Raw genomic sequence first — 16,722 nt, 5'->3', positions numbered from 1 at the left:
ATGTTGCTCCCCAGAGCACAATCGGATCGACGCTCGCTCTCTGGAATTTCGAGTATTCGTACGATCCTGGAGCGAATGCCGGCACGACGACCACTATCAGCGTTACCGACCATCTCGGTCACACGCTGGCTTTTCCTCTCGATCTCATTCTCGACAATACACACGTTGGAACGGCGTCGCAGAACAGCGAAAACATCGGCTTCTTCACGACTCCCGGCGGTCCGTTTGATCCTACCATTCCAGCGATCTACTCGATCGATTTGCTGACGACGGACAGCAACGGCGCCAGGCTCGCCTCGGTGGATATCCAGGTGAACGTGGGCGCCGTTCCCGAACCGTCGACATGGGCGATGATGATCCTTGGTTTCTGCGGCCTCGGCTTCATGGGCTACCGCCGGCGCGCCGGCTATTCGGCCGCTTAGAACCTCAGGCTGCGAGAGTAGAGAAAGGCCGCCTTCGGGCGGCCTTTTTCCGATCGGGCCTTCACGACACCCGCGTGTAGGCCGTGACCATCGTGTAGTCCTTGCGCGGGCCTGACACGACGTGACGAATGACGAAGCCACCATCGCCGCAGAAGGTGTAAGTCGATTGATAATGATCGAGATTGCAGAGATGGCCGGCGCTTCCGCTCAAGGCGCCGCTATCGGATGCGGACAGTGAGATCGCGTGGAATAGCCGCGGTGGATCTTCCTTGAAGAAGACGTCGAATCCTCGCTCGCCTTTGCGGAAGATGTACTCGCGCACGGCCTCGAACTCGGCGCCGTTCAAGAGCTTCAAGCGTCCCTGCTCCTGATAAACCAGGCGCTCCGCGTCCAATGGCATGAAGGTCGCAAGGCCCTGCATGGTTCCTTGACCCCGGATGACCCGGTCGAACGACCAGACGCCGATCAATCGCATCGTCACCTGCGATACATCGCGCCAACCATCGATCACGGTTTCGTTCATGTCCTCTGGACCCAAGAGCCCCGTTCGACTCCGCCACGCCAGTATCTATATCCTGGAGGCAACGCATTTGGATGTAGTGAGCAAATGATGGCCAGGAGACCCAGGACGGACACCGAGGCCGACGACTTCCCCCGCTATTTCGTCTGGGTCCGCGGCCTTGACGGGCCGGAGCCGCAGAAATGGGTCGACATGGAGTTTGGCGTCGGCGACTGGAAGCGGCCGCTGGTGCTGGCCTGGCGGGAGCTGCCGGCCGACGAGCGGCGCCTGTCGCTGTCGATGCTTGCGCGGCGATATCCGCCGCCGAAGGTGGAGACTTTATAGGCGCGATCCCTCACTTGCCCCGTGCGGCGGTCGGGGTCAGGCCGAACCTGCGGCGAAAGCAGCGGTTGAAATAAGAGAGATCGTTGAAGCCGCAGGCGAAGGCGACATCGCTGATACGGCCTTCGCGATGGGCGAGCAGGTCGGCCGCCTTGCGCAGGCGCAACTCGGTCAGGCGGGTGGTGAAGCTGGCTCCGGCCTCGAACAAGAGCTCGTTGACGTAGCGCTCGGAGAGACCGGCGGCAACGGCGAGCCTCTGCGCGGAGAAATCCGGCTCGTGGAAACGCGCCTCGAGGACCGACAGCACGGCTTTGAGCCTTACCGCACGCAGGCCCCGGCGCCGCGCCGCTGTAGCGATGTCTCTGCGCGCCCCCAAACCGATCGCGGCGAGATCGAGCAGATGGGATGCGATCGCCATGCCGGCCTCGTCGGCCGCCACGGGATGGCGAAGCAGGAGATCGCTATAGTCCATCACCAGCGACAGCGCACCGCCGGCCTCGAGCTCACAGCCGACGAGGTCGTCGACATCGGTGACCATGGCGCGCAGGGAATCGACCGGCAGATGCACGTTGGTGAAGCGCTTCTGGCTGGCGCCGTCGGCGGCGAAGAACGGCTCGTCGAGCTTGAGCAGCACCATCGATCCCGGCCGCATGGTGAATTCGCGACCGCGATGGCTCACCTGCGAGGCGCGATCGCCGGTGTTGCGCACGAGGCAAAAGCGATCGTCCCCGGTCTCGATCACCTGGCGCTTTTCCCGCCGCACCGTGACGAAGCTGCCGTCACAACGGCCGAGCATGGTGGTGCCGATATGGATCGAGTTCATCGTGGCGCGAAACGGCACGTCGGAGGCCGGATCGAGCTCGCCGGTGTTGGAAAAATGCTCGAACAGCTCGGCAAAACGGATGAAGCGCTGCCGGTCCGACAGCTCCCTCGGCAGCATCTCGGTCGAGAGCGACTTCCTGATGACGGACATCGAGAACGACTTTTTCGAGAAATGGCTTTTCGAAGTTGAAAAGGCGGGGCACGACGAGATCAATCGGGCTACGCTGGTCAGTCCAAGCCGCGAGGGCGCGGGCGCCGGACAGTCCAAGACGGCCCGCAGCGCCTATCCTATTCAAGCAGAGGATGCGACATCCCGCCACACACGATTCGCGTCCGGGCAACCGGGCGGCCCCAGCCTGACGCCCGCTGGAGGAGACAACGACATGCGAACCTCTCTACCCCGCAGCCTCGTGCTCGGCGGCGCCATCGCAACCAGCCTCTGCATCGGCTACGCGCTCGGCGCGCAACCGCACATGAACGAGGCGATCGCGATCCTGCAATCGGCCCGCGGCGAACTCGCGAAGGCCGAGCCCAACAAGGGCGGCCATCGTGAACGGGCGATGGGGCTGATCGACCAGGCGATCACCGAAGTGCGCGCCGGCATCGCTTTCGCAGCCACCCACTGAGACGACAGCACCAGGGAGCAAGACGCATGATACGAATGGCTTTTTCCGTGGCGCTCACGCTCGGCGCAGTCATCAGCTCTGCCCAGGCCATGCCGCTGGCGCCGTTCGGCGCGGCGGCCAACGGCGATGTGATCGCTGTCGCCGGCGGTTGCGGCGCGGGCTGGCACCGCGGTCCCTATGGCGGCTGCCTGAGAAACTACGCCAACCCTGCCGCCCATGCCTGCCCGCGCGGCTACCATATCGGCCCGGGCGGCGCCTGCCGCGGCAACGGCAGGTGAGAGCCGGGGGCACGACCGTTTCGCAATAGCGGCCGCTGCGCAAAGCAAACAGAGAAATGCCCGGGCTTGCCCCGGGCATTTTCTTTTGCCGACTGTGGCGCAGTTCATAGACGGCGGGAGCGAGACGTCGCAATCCTCATTGCTACCTCGGCGCGTTTGTCGGCAGAATACATCCATCACGTATTTCATGACGCACTCGTTGATTGAATTCGGAAGGTGCCGCCCCAACGGGGCTTGAAGCATCTCCACTGACATTTCGGAGGAGTCCATGACGCACCGGGACGGAGCGCTGCATGGCGGTCCTGCAAGGCCGGACCCTGCGCACGATGATCCAAATGCTGCGGCGACTGCACCCGACCCATGTCCACCGCGCAAGCTTGTGCTGTTCGCTGACGGCACCGGCAACGCCTTCACCACCCAGGAGTCCAGCGTCTGGCGTCTCTATGAGGCGCTCGACCATACCCAGCCCGATCAGATCGCCTATTACATCAAGGGCGTCGGCACCGCCGGCTGGGCGCCGCTCGCCGCACTCGACGGCGCCACCGGCATCGGCGTGCCGGCCAACGTCCGCAAGCTCTATCGTTTCCTGTGCTGGAACTGGCGCGAAGGCGACGAGATCTACATCTTCGGCTTCAGCCGCGGCGCCTTCACCGCGCGCACGCTGGCAGCCCTGATCGCAAGCCAGGGCCTCGTGCCCGCGATGATCGGAGACGAGCCGGTGTCGCATGAGGAGATGGTGCGCAACACCATGTCCGCGTGGCGAGAGTACCGCCGCGACACCGTGCCGTGGAAGAAAAGCCTGCCGACGATCTGGATCGCGCGCGTGATCCGGGACATCGTGCTCTACTTCTACCATTTGATCTGCGGACACCGCTCCTACGCCGATGTCCGCGCGGCGATGAACGGCCGCAAGGACGTCAACATCGAGTTCCTCGGACTGTTCGACACGGTCGAAGCCTTCGGCGTCCCGATCGAGGAGCTGCGTGTTGCGATCGACTGGGCGATCTGGCCGATCTCGTTCCGCAATCACCGGCCTTCGCACAAGGTGAAGCACATCTGTCACGCGCTCGCACTCGACGACGAGCGCACCACATTCCATCCGCTGCGGATCGACCAGAGCCATCTGGCGGCCGACCAGACGGTCAAAGAAGTCTGGTTCGCCGGCGTCCACTCCGACATTGGCGGCGGCTATCCGGAATGCACGTTGTCCTTCGTGCCGCTGGTCTGGATGACCGATCAGCTCGGCGGCCAGCTTCGTTTCCAGGACGGCGAGATCGAGCATTTCAGGGAGTATCAATCGGCGATCGGCCCGATGCACGATTCGCGCAGCGGCGCGGCGATCCTCTACCGCTACGGGCCGCGCCCGGTCCTCGCGGGTGAGGTCAATGGCGGCCTACCGGTCGTGCACTTCGCCGTCATCGAACGCATGCTGTTCGGCTGCGATGCCTACGCGCCGATCATGCTGCCGGCGGAAGCGCTGGTGCTGATGCCGGACGGCACCCACCTGAACCTGTCCGCAAATACCACGCACGAAGCGATGAAGGAAGCCTATCTGGCGATAGCCGATGACGCGCGACGCACGGCGGAGGCCGAGGCATTTGCGCTCATGGGCACGCCGAGCGCCGAGATGGCGAAGCTCACGCGCGATACGGTGTGGTTGCGGCGCGTCGCCTATTTCTCGCTGCTGTTCATGGTCGGCGTGATCGTAGCCTGGCCGTGGATAGCGTACAGCCTGGTCGGCGTCTCGAAGGACCACGGCCTGCGAGGCACGCCATTGCTCCACATCATCGCCACCATCGATTGGATCGTTGGCGGCGTCCTGGGTCCGCTCGCCAAGCTGGTTGGAAACGTCCTGCCGTCCTATGCGGCCCCGTGGATCAACATCACGCTGTATTACCCGTTCATCACCTCGATCGTGCTGATCATCACCTATCTGGTGTGGCGCAGGAACACTGTGCTGCGTGACGCCATTCAGGAGCGCGCGCGACTCGCCTGGAGCCGGCCACGCCGAATGGCAAGCCGGAAACATGCCGACGAGCCAGGTCTGCTGCTCCGCTCCGCCCGGTGGATGCGGTTGAATGCGGAGCCGGCCCGCTGGCTCTTTTCCAGGCTCGTGCTGCCCTTCGTCTTCCTGTTCGTCATCTTCTACTCTGCGCTGCTGATTGGATCGACCAGCGTCTTCACGGCCCGCATTGCGACGGGCAGCATTTGCGCCGCGCCGACCGTCAAGAACCCGGCTTCCCCAGAGCTTGAAGTCGGAACACCGGTGCTCGACGAACCGATCGATGCCCGCGGCCTGTTCGAGACAAAGGCATTTTGCTGGTGGAGCGGCCTTGCGGTCGAGAAAGGCCGGAAATACCGGGTCTGGATCCAGATCGAGGATCCCTGGTTCGACAGCACCATCATGAGCGGGACAAACGGCTTCACGATCTATTCGCTGCCGCATTATCTCGCCTTGCCGACGCTCCGTCAGTTCGGTGCCGATTGGTTCCAGCCCGTCGTACGCATCGGCTCGAAGGGGATGAGCGACATACCGCTGAAGGCCATCAACGTCATGCCGGCGGAGGAGCTGCCGCGCCGGTTACATCCAACGATTCCGGCGGAGGACGATCCACCGACGGACGAGGCGGGGAAGAGCCGCAGATATCCGGTTCGGCTCGAACAGACGCAGGAATTTGCCGCGCTTCCCAGCGACAATCCGTTCAAGGTCGAGATCGACAAGCTCGGGCATTTCAAGCCTATGCCGAAGGACCCGACGGCGCGCGCAATCTGGCAGAGCCAGAACCTGGAAGGACGGCTGGTCGCGGAATTCGTCGCGCCCGACGCCGGCGACCTGTTCTTCTATGTCAACGACGCCGTCCAGATTTATCCAACCCTGCTGCCGTCATGGCTGCGCCCGGCGTCGCTGGACCCGCTCCAGGGCCCGTACGAGCAGTTCTACAAGAACAATGGCGGCACTGCGCGCATCACCGTACAGCGGCTGCCTGGTTCGCGCATGCCGCCGGAAAGGCTGGCCGCGACGAAGCCATAACCGTCGCCATCGCTACACCAGAGTCTGCGCGCCAGTCAGCGGTGCCGTGCTGCGTGTCGGAATCAAGGTCCGATCGACGGCCCCTTTGAGCGTGATCGTCAGATCGCGGAGAAACTTGGCGTCGGAGAAATACCATGAATGCGACATGGGCACATCGATGCTGACGTCACCCGTAGGTGGGTAGGTTGCGTGAAAATGTTCGGAGCAATCGACATTGACCGCTTTCGGCGGCGCATCAGCAGGCAGGCCCACACGACCGACGCGTGGCGAAAGCCCGATCCGCTTGACGTTAGAAATTTGCAAGACCTCGTCATAGCCGCTGCAGAAATTGGTCAAACGGTAGCAGTGCCGGTAAGTGCTTTCGGTCTCCGGATTGCCGGCGGAGAATGACGCCGCGGACACATCACCTGCGATGAGCACGAGCTGACCGGCAGTCCAGGCGGTTGCCGTCGCCTGGCCGTCGTCGGCATGATCGAACGCCTCCCGAATGAGGAACGCACCGGTCGAATGACCGAGGATGTGGACGTTGATGTCGCACTTTTCCGCCTGCGCTCGTACGAACAATTTGATCCCGTGGCTGACCAGGCGAACCGACGCCAGCCGTGCCTCGTCGCGATCCCTGAGGTAACCAAGCGCGAGGTCGCCCGACGGCCAATCAAAGCTGATCACCTGGCAGGAAAATCCGTTTGCCGTGAGACCGGCCTGGATCAGCTTGTGACGGTCGTCGACGTTCTCAACGGTGTTGGCATAGCCGTGAACAAAGAAAAGAATATCGCCACTCGGTCCGTCATCCGGATAATGCGGATCCGGCGGAAAGATGGCTATGATCTGCCGGAGCCATTGCATCTGCGGAATCTGATGCCGAGGCGCAGGGATCTCGTTATCGGGAATGGCGAGGTAGCGAACGGGACCCAGCTCATCCGTAAACGCGTCGCCGGATACTTTCCGCAAGCTGATCCAGTATTTCATCGTGATGCCTCAAATGGTTAAGGCTGAAATCGTCACGGCTCAAATAGCGGACGCTCAAATCGCGCGATCGAAAGGATCGCCGCATCCGATTTCGAAGCCTAGGCGCAACGCGGCAAGCCGTCAATCAAGAGGTGCATCGCAACCGCTTTGCGCTCCTCGCGCGCCACTGCCGTTTCCCCCGCCCCCATGATTATGGGTGTCGCGCCCGCAGCACCGCGGCTAATCTTGCCTTGCGCGCCGCGGGGGACACGCGGCCGGGGCCATGATCATGACGGACCAGGGCAAGACCGGTGAAGCCATCACCATCCTCCTCGTCGAAGACGACGCACCGACCTGCTGGCGTCTCCAGGATGCGCTGGTGAAGGCTGCTTACGAGGTACGCACCGCCGGCACGCTCGGCGAAGCCCGCAGCGCGCTAGCGGCCAGCGCACCACGCGTGCTGCTGACCGACCTGCGGCTGCCCGACGGCCATGGCGTCGAGCTGATCCGCGAGACCAGACGGCGCTTTCCGGATACCGAGATCATGGTGATCTCGGCGCTGGGCGACGAGGAAAGCGTGATCTCCGCGATCACCGTCGGCGCCACCGGCTATCTGCTCAAGGACGCCTTCCCGACCGACATCGCCACCACGGTCCGCGATCTCGTCGCCGGGCATTCGCCGATCTCGGCCTCGATCGCACGCTTCATCGTGCGGCGAACACAGAACTCCACGGAGCCGCCGCCCGGGCCCGCGCTCAACACAGCAAGGCTCACGCCGCGCGAGATCGACATCCTCTGGGGTATCGCCAAGGGTTTCAGCTACGCCGAGATCGCGAGCCATCTTGGACTGTCCCGGCAAACCGTGCCCGGCCACATCAAGAACATCTATCGCAAGCTCGAAGTGCACACCCGGAGCGAAGCGGTGTTCGAGGCGGTGCAGCAGGGCCTGATCAAGCTGTGAGAGAGATCGCAGCGAAGGCACCTGCGCGACCGAAACGCCGGCTGATCGTGTCGCGCCTTGTGCCTTATCTGCTGCTTCAGGCGCTGATCGTGATCGCGACCATCCTCGGGCTACGGCTGCTCCAACCCAGCGATCCCGAAGATTTCGCGCTGAGCGGATTTTCGCTCAAGGAGGGCGGCACGACACGTCCGGTGACGTTGCCGCATTTCGCGTCGTCGCGCTATTCGCTTCCAGATCCTCCGCTCTACACCGGCGCTTTCACCTTCAGGAGCGGCGATGGCGGATGGTCCGTGTTCCTGCCGCGCTTCAGCAACGCGGTGGAGGTCGCCGTCAACGGCGTTGTCGTGCTCGACTCCCGCCGCGATGCCAATGCCAACCGGCCGGACCGCAACACGCCGCAGATCGCTGCCATTCCATCCTCGCTGCTGCATGACGGCAGCAACGAGATCACGGTGCGGCTGTTCGTGTGGGGGCCGCTGAAGGGATTTCTCGACACCGTCTATGTCGGGCCCGACGCTGCCTTGCGTCCCGCCTTTGAGACGCGCACGCTGCTGTTCGTCACCCTGCCCGTGGCATTCTCCGCCTGGCAGTCGATCCTCGCCGTCATCCTCGCGATCATGTGGCTGATGCGGCGGCGCGAGCCGGTCTACGGCGTGCTGGCCGCCGCGATGGTGCTGGGCGTGATCCAGGCTTTCGTGCCGCCGCCGGTGCCGCCCGCCACCGTGTCGCGCCTCGCCGGGGTGCTGCTCGCAACCGCGCCGATCGAGAGCGCGCTGATTGTCGTCTTCAGTGTGCTGTTCTTCGGCTGGCGCTGGCCGCGTTACGGCATGCTGCTGTTCGCGCCGGGGCTGATCGTGTTCGCAGTCGGTCTGGTCGCAGGCCCGCCGCTGCCACGCATCCTGTTTCTGGTGCTCGGCATCCCCACGGTCGGCCTCAGCCTCGTCCTGATGGCCTGCATCACCGCGGCCACGGTGGTGCGGCGGCAGGATGCGGCGAGCTTCACGATCGGCTGCGCCGTGACGATCGTGCTGACTTGCTGGGTCCACGACATGCTGTCGGTGTTCGAGGTCATCACCAACGAACGCACCTTCGTGTCCCGCCTGTCCTATTCGGCGATGCTGGTCGCGATCGGCGCCGGGCTGACCTGGCGCTTCGCCCGCGCACTGAACCAGGTCGACAGCTTTGCCGGTCAGCTCGTCGCGCGGGTGCGCGAGGCCGAGGAGCGGCTGAAGGCGAGCTTTGCCGGCGAGGAGGCCCGCGCGCGGGCGGCAACGCTGGCCAACGAGCGAACGCGGCTGATGCGCGACCTCCATGACGGCCTCGGCGGCCAGCTAATCAGCATCGTCGCGCTCTCCGAGCGCGGGCAGGAGGGCGCGACCATCACCGAGGCGGCGCGCACGGCGCTGAAGGATCTTCGACTGGTCATCGATTCCATGGACGACATCGGCGGCGATCTCATGCTCGCGCTCGGCTCCTGGCGCGAGCGCGCGGCGATGCAATTGCGGCCCCATGACATCGCGCTCGACTGGCGCGTGGCGACGCCACAAGGCCTGCCGCTGCATCCTGAACTCAGGCCCTGGCACGTCATCCAGATCGTACGGATTCTCGACGAGGCCGTGACCAATGCGGTCAAGCATGCGGCCGCGCCGCCATATCACCGTAACCATCGAGACGCACGATGACGGCCGTGGGCCATATGGCGTGATCAGCGTCGCGGATGACGGACGCGGTTTTACGCTTTGTGATGACGGCGGCGCTGGGGGCGCAGGCCAGACCGCGCGCGGCCTGCGCAACATGAGAAGTCGCGCCACGCGCTGCGGCGCAACTCTCGATCTGAGCTCGGATGAATCGGGCACGCGGGTGCGACTGCAATTGCCGCAGGTCTTCCCCGACAGCGATGCGGCCGCGAGCTGAAAAGCCTCTCCCCGAACGCGGGGGCGTTCGGAGAGAGGACCAGGCCGGGATGTCGGCTTGCGAAGGACGGGGGTTCGTTCGCAGGCTCCCTTTGCCCAATTCCCTCGACCCGAAAGTCTTTCCTCTGCCCGCAAGCGGGGCGAGGTGAGGACGCGAAGCTTAGCGCACGCCGACGCGATTGACCGGGCCGCCGCGATTCATCGGCGTGCCGGCGCGAACGCCGACGCCGGGCGCGCCGACGCCGGGCGTTGCCACGGCTGCAGCCGCGACCGGCGCTCCCACCACAACCGCCGTCGGCCGTACCACGCAGCCCTTGGGCACGCCGACCGTCTTGCAATAGACCACCGCCTGCGCCGGGCTCGTGCCCAGCGACACCGTCGCCGCACCCGCCAGCATCATCACCGTCAGCCCGGCGCTCAGCGCTCCCGCTTTTTTCGACATCTTGCTCTCCTGCTTCCCGTTCGGCGCCCGATGCAATCACCGAGTCTCGCAGCCGACGTGCAGCCTCAATGGCAAAAGACGATGCGCCAAGACATGCCATGAAGATGGGGGTGCGGCAGGCGGGCAAGCGACCCGATGCCATGAACATGGCATGGACCGGCCAAGGATCTCCGCGAGATGGTCCGGCTCGCCCGAACCCGAGCGGAACCGACCGCCATTCCAACGAGGTGCTTTATGAAGATTTCAGTTCTTGCCGCGCTACTGCTCACCGCCGCTGCCCTGCCCGCCGCGGCACAATCCGGCCCGACGCCGCAGGAGCAGATGGCCTGCCGTAGCGACGCCGGCAAATTCTGCGCCGAACATATCGGCAAGCCGCCGCAGATGAATGCCTGCCTGCGCGAGAACAAGGCCAGGCTGTCCGACAGCTGCCGCAAGGTGGTGGAGTCGCACGGCGGGTGATGCATGATCTTTCCACACGAGCGGTGTCGTCGGATGGGCCAAGCGACAGCGTACCACCACTTCTGTAGGTGGGCACTGCGCTTTGCGCCTTTGCCCACCCGACGGTTTCGGGCGCGCTGAACTAGTTCGTGAGCCCGTAGACGTCGAGCTGTCCGTTGTAGGTCGGACGATAGATCCGGCCTTTCCAGACGATCGGGCGATTAAACTTGGGATGCATGAAGGCGTGCTCCGGACCCCAGTTCTCGCTGTCCCAGACCACCTGGAGCCGCTTCGAGCCGTCCGGATTGGTCGCAAAGTTCTGGGCATCATAGACCAGGAAGCGGCCGGGGCTCAGCATCATGTTGCTGTCCTTGTAGGGGACCATCGCAACGACGATGGCGTCAGAGCCGTTGTTGGCCGCGAGCGTGATGCTCCAGCCGGGCATGCCGCCCGATGGTCGCGGCGATTGCGGCGAGGCGATCTCGTTGGATCCGGCGAGATAGGTCGAGGTCCCGTCGGCAGCGATCGACCATGCCCGCAGGGCGCTATTCTCGCCGCCGACGATGTGCATCACGCCATGCGTGGTTGAGGAGAATAGCAGCGGCGTACCGTGCAGATGCCGCGTCGCGCCGCCAGGATACAGATTCAGTTGCGTTGGCGAAGCCGGCGCCGGCGGCACGGTGGGATCAAAGTACGTATAGAGGATCGGCGGCATCTTGAGCTTGGCATAATTGGCGGCGAAGTGTCCGGCCTGGAGATCGCCCGGCTGCGTGTCGCCGAGCGCTGCGGCGTTGCCCGTGTAGAGAATGCCGTCCTTGCCCGCCGCCAGCACGGCGTGGGCCGATGCGACGTAGACCGGACCACCCGATCCAAAATCCTGGTCGCTCCACGCCGATTCCTTCATCGCGGCCAAATGATGCGCCACGACCGGCGCGATCTGCGCATCCATGGCGTCGGGCCCGGACGTCACTGCCACATGCGCCATCTCGCGCGCATGAAGCGGCGTGAGCGCCATTCCCATTCGCTTGGCGTGGCCGATCACCGCCGTCAGCGAGACATTCGACGGCAGCGCGTGCGCGTCGTCATCATCGTCGTCGATCGCGGCGGCAAGTCCGGCGGCAGGTGCGGCGCCGACCCGATTGGCGTCGGTCCATGGCGTCCACCACGACAGCACCTCGAAATGCGCGTGGGGTCCGGTGTGCAGGGCGAGCCGCACGATGCTCTCGCCGAAATCGCCCTGCTGCGGCGAGAACGCGCCGTTGCCGGTGATGACGTAGATCGAGCCGTCGGGAGCAATGGCCGGGCCTGCGCCGCTCTGCCATAGCCCGCCGCCGGAGCGCGTGACGGTGGAGCACCATGCGGCCGCAAGATGCCAGGCATGGACATCGACCGCAATCAGCCAGCCCCGCGCCGCCGCCGAGGTCTCCCTGACCGTGCCGAAGGGAATCAGCACGTGGTTTCGTGTCAGCGTCAGCGCGCTGCGCTGCTTGCGTTGGATCGAGATGAATCTCTGCACGGGTAAGCCACCCGGCGGGGTGTAGACCGCGCCCTCGAGATTGAGCAGGTCGTGCACTTTCGAGCCGTCGCTGATCCGCAACGCTCCGAGAAAATGCTGCGCCTTGGCAACGCTGCCATCGTCGCTGATCCAGGCGCAGGCGTAGAGAATGCCGGCGGCCTCGTCGATCACAGGGGTCGAGAGGATCCCCCAATTGACGTTGGTCATGTGGCCGTCGATGGCCGGTGTCCCGACGATGGGACGACCGAGATTCGTCGCCCAAATCTTTTCGCCGGTCATCGCATCAAAGGCGTAGACCCAATTGCCCATCGTGGCCTGGAAGATCAGGTCGCGGGTCCTGCCGTCGGGCGTGTGCACGCCGGCAACCGCCAGCGGCTGCGCCTCGAGCCGGGGATCGTCGGGAATGGGAATGCTGAAGAGCTTGATGATACCCTTGGTGCGGACGGCGGTCGCCGTCAGCACCGTCTCGGCATTGTTCGTGCCAGTCCTCGCGAGATCATAGCCGCGGGTGGTGACGGAGGCGACCATGGTTAGCCTCCCCAGGCAAGCAGGCTTCCGGCCGCGATCAGGCAGGCAGCCGCCGGCGGCCGCGCATCGCGCAAGCCTGCGCGCCACCAATTCAGCACGATAGCCCCGCTGGCAAAACCGAGCCCGGCCATGATCGCGCTCGCTAGCGCCGCAAGGGCGGGCGCATCGCTCGTGCGTGACACGACATTGTCGATCGCCAGCAGCGGCGGCAAGACGTAGAGCCAGCCCGGCGCCGTCAGGAGGCGTTGCGCGATGGGCAAGCCGACGAGAAGCGCCGCGCCGCTCGCCATCAGCAGCATCGCGCCAAGCCCGCCCGCGAACGGCAGACTGACGCCGAGCGCGGAGCCGAGCCCGTCGCAGAGCCCGAACATCAGCGCAAGCGGCAGCGGGTGTCGCCAGGGCACAAGGACCGACAGCGCGAAGGCGGCAACGAGACTGTCCGCGGACGTCCACAACAGGTGCAGCGTCATGGAAACCTCTCAAATGATTTGTGGGGCGAGGTAGGTGATGTCGATCGAAAACGCCGCGCCGTGCTCGGGCAACTGCCGTCCCGCGACGCGGATATGATGTTCGCCGCTGGCGCCGGCCGTTCCGTCCGCGCTGACATGGCCGCCGTTGCACACGGCTTCGACCACGCTGTGCCCGTGCGCATCGGTAACGGTGACCTTGAGCGAACCATCCGCCGGCACGCCGTGGCGATCGAGGCCGGCTTGAAGGGCGATCTTGCTCCCTTGCTCAATCCAGATCCGTGCCGTCTCGGTCTCGACATTGGTGGCAGGCCCCGTGTCGAGATCGACCGCGCCGAAGATCGTCTGCGTGGTATGGCGAGGATGCCGGATGGATGCGAGCTTCAAGCCTGCACGCGAGAAGCACAGATAGCTCTGGCCCTTGCTGAAGGCGTTGCTTGGAATCGTGAAGCGCGCGACACCGTTTCCGTCGGTCCAGATGTCGTCATGATGGCCGGTGTAGTCGTGCAGATGCACGTTGGCGCCGAAAGCAGTCTGGCAGCTGATCGTGCGCGCGTTGATGGTGTCGAAGTTCAACGCGGTCAGCAGGCCGGGCGCGCCGGTCCGGTTGAGCACCACGACCTTGTCGTCGAGGAAGCGCGTGCTGGTCGGCCCGTTGGCGAGATGCTCGTGGATCCAGACCAGATTGTCGATCCATGGTTTCAGCCCGTAGGCGCCGGGCCAGACGCTGGGCGGGAAGTAGTCCTTGCCGTAAACGAACGGGTAGCCTTCGATCGACAGCAGGAAGGCATAGGCGAGCAGCTTGTTGCTGATGACCTGCTGGCCCGGCGAGGTGTCGGTATCGGGATTGTCGACGAAGGTGCAGGTGAGATCGGGACGCCAGCTGGTATAGCCGGCGCCATCCAGCGCGCGCGCGTTGCCGCCGTCGCAGGCCGCCTGCAGCGCCCAATGCAGGGGGAAGTCGGCGACCAGTGAACGACCGTTGAGTGGCGGCTGCGTCGCCCAGCCGTTGAGGATCGCGCGATTGCCGTCGAAATACTCCGAATAAAAGAACTTCGACGCCATCACGCCGTGAGTCATGAACTCGCGCACGAACGGCGCCCAGGTGCCCTTGACGTCGTCGAAGCGGGCGCCGTCCGCACCCGTGGTGCGGAACACCCACTGGCCGAAGTCGAGTGCATCCTCGATCGTGACGCGCGGCGGCCGGCAGCGCTGGTAGGACAGCTCGCGGCCGAACGGAAAATCGTTGGGCGGGCTCGGCACGTCATCGTCGGGCAGATCGTCCGGCGGCACGCCGCGAAACCAGCCGGGCGACGTCGTGTGCCTGCCGTTCAGCGACTGCCCGTCCGCGCCGAGATAGCGAAACACGCCGGGCCCGCCATTCTCGCCGCTGCGCTGATGCAGCACGAGGTCGAGATAGACGTCGATATCGCAGGCGTGCGCGATGGCGACGAGGCGTGTCAGCGACGTCTTCGTGCCATAGCGCGTGGCGACCGAGCCTTGCTGGTTCTTGCTGCCGATGTCGCGGGGATCGAACACGCCATAGCCGTCACAGCCTGGTCCGGCACCGCCTTGCGCTTTCGACGTCGGCGGCAGCTGGATCGCGGTGAAGCCGACATTGCGCAATGCGCGGGCATGGGTGGCGAGGAAATCGAGCAGCCAGGGGGCGCCGCGCCCATCGACCGGCGCCGGCACGGTCACGCGTTCGCCGTGCGGACCGAAGAAGCGTCCCCAAGCTAGCAGCGCAACTCCCATGACGCGGCCTCTGGCTGGCTGCGTCGATCATGCCTCGCACAGGGATCATCCGGAAGTTGAAAATTGAGGCAAGCGCTTCCACAGGACGAATCGCCGCTCACGATCGCGTGCGCAGGACGCCAGGCGCTAATCGTCGTCGTCGGAGCCAAACAATCGGATTTGCGGGAAGCCGCCACGCGAACGGCCGGCATAGTCGCGCGCGTCGGAATCCTCGCGGACGCTGCGCGCGACATCATCCCAATCGGCCTGATCGCGCGCGCCGCGTGCATCGCGCTGATCATAGCGGCGGCGCTCGGCCCAGCGCTCGCGCCGCTCCGCCCGCCGCCGTTCGGATGCGGCGCGCTTCACGTCAGAGTTGCTGGCCTTGGCATAAGCATTGTCAGGAGAGGATGCCGGCTCCGTCGCGGCCTGCTGCTCGGCCGGTCTTGCGGCTTGCGCTGGCGATGGTTTTGGCGGCTCGACCGCGGCAGCTTGCGAAAGCGGCGGTGCCGGCGATTCAGCGTTGGCCTGGGTGCTTCCCGCGTCAGGCTTCGTATCGGGTTTGGCGTCGTTCTGCGCCTGAGCCGGCGCAGCGGCCATCGCGCCGAACGCCTGCGATCCCGTGAGATATTGCACGCGTTCCGATGGTGCGTTGGTGGCAGCCGGCGCCGCGGCTTCCGCGCGTTGCGCCATCTTGCTGGTATCGGGCCCTTGCTTGGGCGCGATCGGATTCATGATGTTGCCGGCAACGATTCCACCGCCGAGACCAATGGCGATAGCGGCGACAATCGTTCCGGCACCGACGAAATAAGCTGTCGAGGCGCGCATTCGGCCCACTCCCTGTTTGGAGCGAGCAACGCGGTGGGATTGCCGGATGTTCCTGATTCAGAACGGTTCCTGAGAAGGAACGTCGTATCAGATCTGCTGCGCGACCTTCTCGAGCCCGATGACGCGGGCGAGCTTGCGCACTTCTTCCTTCTGGTCGTCACGCAGCTGGAACAGCAGCGGCATCGCAGCCGACTTCAGCTGCTGGACCTCGTCGCAGTTCGGATCGATCTGCACGTTCGGCCCGTTGGGATTCGAGAGCTTGTTCGCCGAGATCTTGCGGACGACGTTGCGCAACGCGGTCTCGACCGAGGGCCAGTAATATTCCTGCGACGACGACAGCTTCAGACGATCCCTGATGCCGGCGATCTGCACGTCGGAGAGCAGCGAGTAGGTTTTCTGCGGCTGCGGCTTGGCGACGGGCCTCGGCTTCGGCGGCGGCTCAATGGCGGCGGTGGTCTCCGCAGGCGCGGGCGCCTCGTTGACGCTCGCTTTGGGCATCGGGAAATCGGTCGACGTCGCTGCGGCAAAAGCCTGGCGCAGCGGTTCGGTCAGCACGGGAGCCTGGGACAGCTTGTCGGCGGGAACCTGCACCGGGTCGATCGCGGCGGATGCCAGCGCCAAAGTCGGAACCAGCCGGTCCGCCTTGGCGGCCCGGTTGGTCGAAAGCGGCTTCGGCAGGGCCGGCGTGACCATCTCTGCACTGACGCTCGGCACGCTGTCGCGGCCGAGAATGGCAGTGGTGGCGGCACCGAGGACGAGGAAGCAGGTCAGCACGGTGATGGTGATGGCTCTGGACAAACGTCTCTCCGGAAGGGCCGCTTCACGATGTTGTTAGAGATGCCCGGGAAAAGGGCGCGAATTAAGGCTTGAGTGTGCCTTTGCGGCGACAATCATCGGGTCCACGGCGACAAGGTCGAAAAAGCCAAG

At 64.9% G+C, this 16,722-nt stretch carries 15 protein-coding genes and 2 pseudogenes; 8 read left to right on the top strand and 9 right to left on the bottom strand.

What is annotated here, in order from left to right:
- Positions 1-323: 323 nt before the first annotated feature.
- Positions 324-422 (top strand): annotated as a pseudogene (locus ACWAT4_RS05155) (PEP-CTERM sorting domain-containing protein); the annotation flags it as partial.
- 61 nt (positions 423-483) lie between these two features.
- Here the strand turns inward: ACWAT4_RS05155 and ACWAT4_RS05150 are convergent.
- Positions 484-945, bottom strand: a complete 462-nt coding sequence (locus ACWAT4_RS05150) for a DUF6314 family protein (protein WP_449729974.1) — start codon at positions 943-945, stop codon at positions 484-486.
- 87 nt (positions 946-1,032) lie between these two features.
- Between ACWAT4_RS05150 and ACWAT4_RS05145 the strand changes: the two genes are divergently transcribed.
- Positions 1,033-1,266 carry a hypothetical protein gene (locus ACWAT4_RS05145; RefSeq protein ID WP_212298654.1) on the top strand — a complete coding sequence of 78 codons (234 nt, stop codon included), beginning with the start codon at positions 1,033-1,035 and terminating at the stop codon, positions 1,264-1,266.
- 10 nt (positions 1,267-1,276) lie between these two features.
- Here ACWAT4_RS05145 and ACWAT4_RS05140 read toward each other — a convergent pair whose 3' ends face one another.
- Positions 1,277-2,236, bottom strand: coding sequence for an AraC family transcriptional regulator (locus ACWAT4_RS05140; RefSeq protein ID WP_449729973.1), 960 nt, complete (start codon positions 2,234-2,236; stop codon positions 1,277-1,279).
- A 232-nt stretch (positions 2,237-2,468) separates the two neighbouring features.
- On the opposite strand from ACWAT4_RS05140, the gene ACWAT4_RS05135 reads away from it, so the two are divergent.
- From ACWAT4_RS05135 to ACWAT4_RS05125, 3 genes are all read left to right on the top strand, one after another.
- Complete coding sequence (locus ACWAT4_RS05135; RefSeq protein WP_449731165.1) at positions 2,469-2,711, top strand: hypothetical protein; 243 nt, start codon at positions 2,469-2,471, stop codon at positions 2,709-2,711.
- A gap of 26 nt (positions 2,712-2,737) precedes the next feature.
- Positions 2,738-2,989, top strand: coding sequence for a GCG_CRPN prefix-to-repeats domain-containing protein (locus ACWAT4_RS05130; protein ID WP_449729972.1), 252 nt, complete (start codon positions 2,738-2,740; stop codon positions 2,987-2,989).
- 268 nt (positions 2,990-3,257) lie between these two features.
- Positions 3,258-6,020 (top strand): DUF2235 domain-containing protein, encoded by a 2,763-nt coding sequence (locus ACWAT4_RS05125; protein ID WP_449729971.1) that lies wholly within the window; start codon positions 3,258-3,260, stop codon positions 6,018-6,020.
- A 12-nt stretch (positions 6,021-6,032) separates the two neighbouring features.
- Here ACWAT4_RS05125 and ACWAT4_RS05120 read toward each other — a convergent pair whose 3' ends face one another.
- Positions 6,033-6,989 (bottom strand): alpha/beta hydrolase, encoded by a 957-nt coding sequence (locus tag ACWAT4_RS05120; protein WP_449729970.1) that lies wholly within the window; start codon positions 6,987-6,989, stop codon positions 6,033-6,035.
- A 268-nt stretch (positions 6,990-7,257) separates the two neighbouring features.
- On the opposite strand from ACWAT4_RS05120, the gene ACWAT4_RS05115 reads away from it, so the two are divergent.
- Both ACWAT4_RS05115 and ACWAT4_RS05110 read left to right on the top strand, forming a co-directional pair.
- Entirely contained in the window at positions 7,258-7,929 is a 672-nt protein-coding gene (locus ACWAT4_RS05115) for a response regulator (protein ID WP_212426487.1), read from the top strand.
- A pseudogene (locus ACWAT4_RS05110) lies at positions 7,926-9,843 on the top strand (sensor histidine kinase). Before ACWAT4_RS05115 ends, ACWAT4_RS05110 begins: the two are co-directional and overlap by 4 nt.
- Before the next feature lie 159 nt (positions 9,844-10,002).
- Here ACWAT4_RS05110 and ACWAT4_RS05105 read toward each other — a convergent pair.
- Complete coding sequence (locus tag ACWAT4_RS05105) at positions 10,003-10,284, bottom strand: hypothetical protein (protein WP_449729969.1); 282 nt, start codon at positions 10,282-10,284, stop codon at positions 10,003-10,005.
- A 234-nt stretch (positions 10,285-10,518) separates the two neighbouring features.
- On the opposite strand from ACWAT4_RS05105, the gene ACWAT4_RS05100 reads away from it, so the two are divergent.
- Positions 10,519-10,743 (top strand): cysteine rich repeat-containing protein, encoded by a 225-nt coding sequence (locus ACWAT4_RS05100; protein ID WP_212298460.1) that lies wholly within the window; start codon positions 10,519-10,521, stop codon positions 10,741-10,743.
- Positions 10,744-10,864: 121 nt separating this feature from the next.
- On the opposite strand, the gene ACWAT4_RS05095 is transcribed toward ACWAT4_RS05100, so the two are convergent.
- The 5 genes from ACWAT4_RS05095 to ACWAT4_RS05075 all read right to left on the bottom strand — a co-directional run bounded on the left by ACWAT4_RS05095 (position 10,865) and on the right by ACWAT4_RS05075 (position 16,593).
- Positions 10,865-12,766, bottom strand: a complete 1,902-nt coding sequence (locus ACWAT4_RS05095; RefSeq protein ID WP_449729968.1) for a PQQ-binding-like beta-propeller repeat protein — start codon at positions 12,764-12,766, stop codon at positions 10,865-10,867.
- 2 nt (positions 12,767-12,768) lie between these two features.
- Complete coding sequence (locus ACWAT4_RS05090; protein ID WP_449729967.1) at positions 12,769-13,236, bottom strand: hypothetical protein; 468 nt, start codon at positions 13,234-13,236, stop codon at positions 12,769-12,771.
- A 9-nt stretch (positions 13,237-13,245) separates the two neighbouring features.
- The gene (locus tag ACWAT4_RS05085; RefSeq protein WP_449729966.1) at positions 13,246-14,988 is read right to left on the bottom strand and encodes an alpha-amylase family protein; all 1,743 of its coding nucleotides are present in this window, start codon (positions 14,986-14,988) and stop codon (positions 13,246-13,248) included.
- Between the two features lie 126 nt (positions 14,989-15,114).
- Positions 15,115-15,795: a hypothetical protein gene (locus ACWAT4_RS05080; RefSeq protein ID WP_449729965.1), complete on the bottom strand. Its 681-nt coding sequence runs from the start codon at positions 15,793-15,795 to the stop codon at positions 15,115-15,117.
- A gap of 87 nt (positions 15,796-15,882) precedes the next feature.
- Positions 15,883-16,593 carry a hypothetical protein gene (locus ACWAT4_RS05075; RefSeq protein WP_449729964.1) on the bottom strand — a complete coding sequence of 237 codons (711 nt, stop codon included), beginning with the start codon at positions 16,591-16,593 and terminating at the stop codon, positions 15,883-15,885.
- Between the last annotated feature and the right edge of the window lie 129 nt (positions 16,594-16,722).

Source organism: Bradyrhizobium sp. T-1, assembly GCF_053592855.1.
This window is presented reverse-complemented; position numbering and strand designations above follow the sequence as displayed.